Source organism: Prevotella conceptionensis 9403948 (assembly GCF_000312305.1).
In the GTDB taxonomy this organism is placed as follows: Bacteria; Bacteroidota; Bacteroidia; order Bacteroidales; family Bacteroidaceae; genus Prevotella; species Prevotella conceptionensis.
Genome location: NZ_HE999445.1, coordinates 147,915 through 153,721, shown reverse-complemented (window position 1 = coordinate 153,721; position 5,807 = coordinate 147,915). Strand labels below are relative to the sequence as shown.

The 5,807-nt window shown below is 51.9% G+C and carries 4 protein-coding genes and 1 pseudogene; all 5 read left to right on the top strand.

The window, feature by feature from the left end; all coding sequences use genetic code 11:
* Positions 1-540: pseudogene (locus tag BN93_RS04965) on the top strand (glucosamine-6-phosphate deaminase); the annotation flags it as partial.
* A gap of 235 nt (positions 541-775) precedes the next feature.
* Positions 776-1,864, top strand: a complete 1,089-nt coding sequence (locus BN93_RS04960; protein WP_019187241.1) for a phosphotransferase enzyme family protein — start codon at positions 776-778, stop codon at positions 1,862-1,864.
* A gap of 93 nt (positions 1,865-1,957) precedes the next feature.
* Positions 1,958-2,614, top strand: coding sequence for a carbohydrate-binding family 9-like protein (locus BN93_RS04955; RefSeq protein WP_019187240.1), 657 nt, complete (start codon positions 1,958-1,960; stop codon positions 2,612-2,614).
* 29 nt (positions 2,615-2,643) lie between these two features.
* A complete protein-coding gene (locus BN93_RS04950) occupies positions 2,644-5,346 on the top strand; it encodes a 3'-5' exonuclease (RefSeq protein WP_019187239.1) in 2,703 nt (900 codons plus the stop codon).
* Positions 5,347-5,410: 64 nt separating this feature from the next.
* A complete protein-coding gene (locus BN93_RS18455) occupies positions 5,411-5,662 on the top strand; it encodes a hypothetical protein (protein WP_019187238.1) in 252 nt (83 codons plus the stop codon).
* The last annotated feature ends 145 nt before the right edge of the window (positions 5,663-5,807 follow it).

The following is a 5,807-nucleotide window of genomic DNA, read 5'->3' as shown; positions in this document are numbered from 1 at the left end:
TCAACGTATAACAACATCCCCTTGGAGCGTGTTCACTTCCTCGACTTGCCTTTCTACGAGTCGGGTAAGATAGAGAAACTGCCTATGGGCGAGGCCGATGTAAAGGTGGTTCGCGAGTTTATCCACGGCATTCAGCCGCACCAGATATACGTTGCAGGCGACTTGGCCGACCCACATGGTACGCACAAGAAGTGTACCGATGCCGTTTTCGCCGCCATTGACGAAGAGTTGAAGGCTGGCGAGAAGTGGCTCGACGACTGTCGTGTGTGGATGTATCGTGGCGCTTGGGCCGAATGGGAAATCGAAAACATCGAAATGTGTGTGCCCATGAGCCCCGAAGAGTTGCGCGCTAAACGCAATTCCATCCTCAAACATCAGTCGCAAATGGAGAGCGCGCCTTTCTTGGGCAACGACGAACGCCTCTTCTGGCAGCGTTCGGAAGACCGAAACCGCGGTACTGCTGCACTATACGATAAGCTTGGCTTGGCTTGTTACGAGGCTATGGAGGCCTTCGTTGAGTATAAGTTCAAGGAGATGTAGCGGATAAAGAGGGGAGGAGGGGTTCCTAGTTAACAAGTAGACGAGTTGACAAGCTAGCCAATTAGCACGTTGACGAGTTGGCGAGTTGACACGTTAACCATTCGCCCTCATCATACAGACAATACCATTTAAATCCCCGTTGGACTTATTCTTGCGATGCGTTTGCCGCCGTGCAGCGTATTTAAGCGTAAACCCAATGGGGATTTTGCCTAATCTAAACGATCATATTATCATCATGGAAGAAAAGAATTTGCTCCAACTGGTGTCGCATTTCAACGTGAATGGCACCGTTAAGAGCGTGAAACCACTGGGAAACGGACTGATTAACGACACCTATAAGGTGACGATGAACGAACCGGACGCTCCCTGTTACGTGTTGCAACGCATCAATAATGCCATCTTTAAAGATGTGGAACTGCTGCAACGAAACATCGAAACCGTTACCGCGCACTTGCGAAAGAAACTGGAAGAGCAGGGCGCAACCGACATCGACCGCCGCGTGCTGACCTTCATCAAGGCCGAAACGGGCAAGACTTATTGGCGCGAAACCGATGATACTTATTGGCGAATGATGCTGTTTATACCCGATGCCTATACCTATGAGACGGTGAACGAAGAATATTCGCATGCCGCTGGTTTGGCTTTCGGACAGTTCGAGGCCGCCCTTGTAGACCTCCCCGCCGAACTGGGAGAAACCATTCCCGATTTCCACAACATGGAATTGCGCGCCCGACAGCTGAAAGAGGCCGTGCAGAAAGACCCCGTTAAGCGCCTTTCTGTGGTGAAAGACATCGTTGAGGAGCTTAATAGCAACATGGAAGAGATGTGCAAAGCCGAACGGCTTTACCGCGAAGGCAAGCTGCCTAAGCGCATTTGCCACTGCGATACCAAGGTAAACAACATGATGTTTGATGCCGATGGCCATATTCTTTGCGTTATCGACCTCGACACGGTGATGCCAAGCTTTGTGTTTTCTGATTATGGCGACTTCCTACGCACTGGCGCAAACTACACCGCCGAAGACGATCCCAACCTCGCTAACGTGGGCTTTAATATGCCTATCTTTAAGGCTTTCACCAAGGGTTACTTAACTTCGGCAGGCGCATTCCTCACACCCATCGAACGCGAAAACCTGCCTTTCGCGGCCAAACTCTTCCCCTTTATGCAGTGTGTGCGTTTCCTTACCGATTATATCAACGGCGACGAGTACTACAAAATAAAGTATCCCGAACACAATCTCGACCGTGCTAAGAACCAGTTGGCACTGTTCAACAGCGTTTGTTCGCACGAAGAAGAGATGCAACGCTTTATTGCCGAATGCTAAATCATTGCGGCTAAGGCCCGGTAGGGGTGCAACCAAAGGGCTGCATCCCTGCTCGGCCGTGGCCAATTACACCCTAACACCAATTTCCAAAGTATGAATAACTATCTTGTAAAGTCTATTTCTGCCAGCGATGTAAAGGCCGAAAACGTGCCATCGCTGCTCGATAAGGCCGAAATTCCCTTTGAAACCATCGACAATGTTAATTGGGCAGAGGCCTTTCCTTGCAAGCCCAACGTGGCTTTTCGTATGGCTTATGTCGGCGATAAGATACTGCTAAACTTCCGAGTAGAAGAAGATAGCGTGCGTGCCGTTGCCCCAGCAGACAACGGACGCGTGTGGGAAGACTCGTGTTGCGAGTTCTTTGTTAGTCCTACTGACGATGGAACGTATTACAATATCGAGTGTAATTGCGCAGGAACACTCCTTGTTGGTTTTGGTCCTGGCCGCGAAGGGCGGCAGCATTTGCCCGTAGACGTGTTGCAAAAGGTTGGCCGATGGTCGTCGTTAGGTCGTCAACCATTCGACGAAAGGGTGGGGAAGTGCCATTGGCAAATGGCCTTGGTCATTCCCACAAGCCTTTTTATGCACCACCCCAACTTGCAATTGCAGGGCAACAGCATGCGTGCCAACTTCTATAAATGTGGCGATAAGACGCAAAAGCCCCACTTCTTATCGTGGAATCCCATTGCTTTGCCCAAGCCCGACTTCCATTGTCCGCCCTTCTTCGGCACCATTTCTTTCGCTCGTTAACCCCTCTTCGCCCCCTCCAATCAACGAATATGTCCAATACCACACAAGCTTGGCAACCCGACGAAAGCCAACAACGGGTGATAAACTTGCAACAAGGCATTCACCTTGTGTTGGCTCCGCCGGGGTGCGGAAAAACACAGATACTTACCGAACGCGTGCGCTTGGCTCGTAAAAACGGTGTGAACTACGCCGACATGCTGTGTCTTACCTTCACAAACCGTGCTGCACGCGGTATGGTAGAACGCATAAAGGCCAACATCAACGATGTTGCGGCGGCCGAAGTGTACGTAGGCAACGTGCATCGCTTTTGTTCGCGCTTTCTATACGACAACGGATTGATTGCCGCCGAGACGTCGGTTATCGACGACGACGATGCCCTGAGCATCCTTGCGCGCTACACCGAGGAAGACGAAATGAAGGTGGCCGAAAGCTTTAAACGCCGTCGCGACTACTTTGAAATTATCTTCTTGTCGCACCTGATGCACCAAATTGCGCACGCGCATCCCAAAAACCTGCGCCTACACGCCGACTGCTTGTCGGCCGAAGACGTGCACGCCATGCGCAAGTTGTGCGAACTGAACCGCATAGACTTCACGCCGCAGGCCATGACCGACATCTACCTGCACGCCTCCACCTACGAAACCATGTTGCAGGGCGCACAGATAGACTACGCGGCACTGTGTCTTGTGGTGGCCCTTTTGCGCAAAATGAAGTTCGCCAAGCAATACGAAGACTACAAACGAGAAAACAAACTAGTTGATTTTGAAGACCTTTTGCTCCTTACTTACGATGCACTCGTGGCCGATGTAACGGGCGTTTATCGGCGATATGCTTGGTTGCAGGTAGACGAAGTGCAAGACCTTAACCCCCTGCAACTAGCCATTGTCGACGCGCTAACGGCCAAAGAAAACCCCACGGTGATGTTTCTGGGCGACGAGCAGCAGGCCATTTTCTCCTTTATGGGGGCGAAACTCGATACGCTTAACCAACTTCGCCAGCGTTGCGGAACCAATGTTCACCACCTTTCCGTTAACCATCGTTCGCCAAAATACTTGCTCAACGTGTTCAACACCTACGCCAAAGTCATGCTCAACATCGACGAACGACTGCTGCCCGAGGCCGACAACAGCGACATGGGCACAGGAAATGAACTGCAAGTGGTAAGCAGTAACGTGCTGGACACCGAGTATAAGGACGTTGCACGGCTGGCAGGAAACCTGCAAACACAAAATCCCAACGAAACAACGGCCATCATCGTGAACGCCAATCGCGATGCCGACGACCTTAGTCGCGCACTTCATGCGCAGGGCTTGAGCCATTTCAAGGTGTCGGGACAAGACCTCTTCGCCTCGCCAGAGGTAAAGCTACTCTTCGCCCACCTTAACATATTGGCCAACGCTCACAACTTTATTGCTTGGGCTAGGCTGCTAAAAGGCTTGCGTGTATTTGAAGGTAACGCTGCCGCACGCAACTTTGTGCAAGCCCTTTTGCGCTGTGCCATGCTGCCAACCGACCTGCTTTCGACCGATAAACCTAGTTATATCGAGCGTTTTGCCCATTGTTTCGATACCGAAGAGATAGTGGTTTTCGACACCGAAACCACGGGTCTGAACGTCTTCGAAGACGACATCGTGCAGATTGCGGCCGTGAAAATGCGTGCCGGATGCGTGGTGGAGGGGTCGGCTTTCAACGTTTTCATCAAGACAGAACGCCCCGTTCCTGCCATGCTTGGCGACATTCCCAACCCCATTGTGGCCGAATTGCAGCACAACACCTGTCTGCCTGCCGCACAGGCCCTGCAAAGCTTTATGCAATATGTGGGCAACAGCATGCTGTTGGCTCACAATGCCGACTTCGATTACAACATTCTCCGCTTTAATTTGCAACGCTATTGCCCCTCGATAGACCTGCATGCCACCCATCCCACATACTTCGATTCGCTCAAAATCATTCGGTTGCTCCAACCTGGACTCAAACAATACAAGCTTAAAGCCTTGCTCGAAGTGCTGCATTTGGAAGGAACAAACTCGCACTTGGCCGACGAAGACGTGCAAGCCACGGTAAGCTTGGTGGGCTATTGCAGGCAAAAGGCGGCCGAGATGATACCTGCCCAGCAGCAATTTCTGGCTCGTCAGCGTGTGCAACATTGTGCTGCGGTGTTTCGCCAACGTTATGCCGAGCTTTTCAATGCTCACTATGCACGGCTCTATTGTGTGCCCATCGAGGGTTCAAAGCCAGCCTTGGTGCAGGCGATAAACGATTTCTACACCTTCCTTCTCGAAGAAAACCACATCCAACCCGTGCCCAACATCGCCTATGTTGAGGCCTATTTGCAGGGCAACATGCTTGCCGGCGACGAGGCGCAAGCCTTGGTTCAGCAACTGCAAGCCCACATTATGGAGCTGAACACCTTGAAAGAGGCCGACCTTTGCGGTAGCGATTTCATTGCCGAACGCATCTACGTAACCACCATCCACAAGGCTAAGGGGTTGGAGTTCGACAATGTGCTGATATTCGATGCCGTAGATGGGCGTTATCCCAACTTCTATACGCGCACCGATGAACGGCAAACAAGCGAAGATGCGCGCAAGTTTTACGTGGCCATGACACGGGCCAAGCGACGCCTTTTCGTGTCGTGGGCACTGTCGCGCGAGGCATACAACGGCACGTCGCGCCCCTGCGAGTTAACCCCTTTCATGCGGCCTGTGCTGCATCTCTTTGCAGGTGGTTAGTCCTACGATGTCTTTTCCTGCTTTATTTTTCATCCAAACACACACTCATACCATATTATAATATATGCGAGCAAAACTGCTTATCCTTACGTTTCTAACCTTCGTGCTTATCACTTTTGCCATTCCCACCATGCCAGGGATATGGCGAACGGCCAAGCTTGCCGATGGAACAGAGATACGCCTTGAACAAGTGGGCGACGAAAACCTGCACTATTGGCGCGATGTTCGTGGTGTTTGCTATAACGTAGACGATGAGGGCGTGGCCACACCCATCGCCAATATTGGGGCAGTAAGGGCGAAAGCGGCTCCCGAATAGCACAAACACGCCCGCCGCGCCGCTGCCGCCACCCGCACGGTGGGCATTTCGCGCCGACATGTGGGTAAACGCAAGGGGCTTATCCTGTTGGTTAACTTCACCGACGTGCGTTTTCAGCCCGCCCACACCAAGTCTTTGCTTTCGC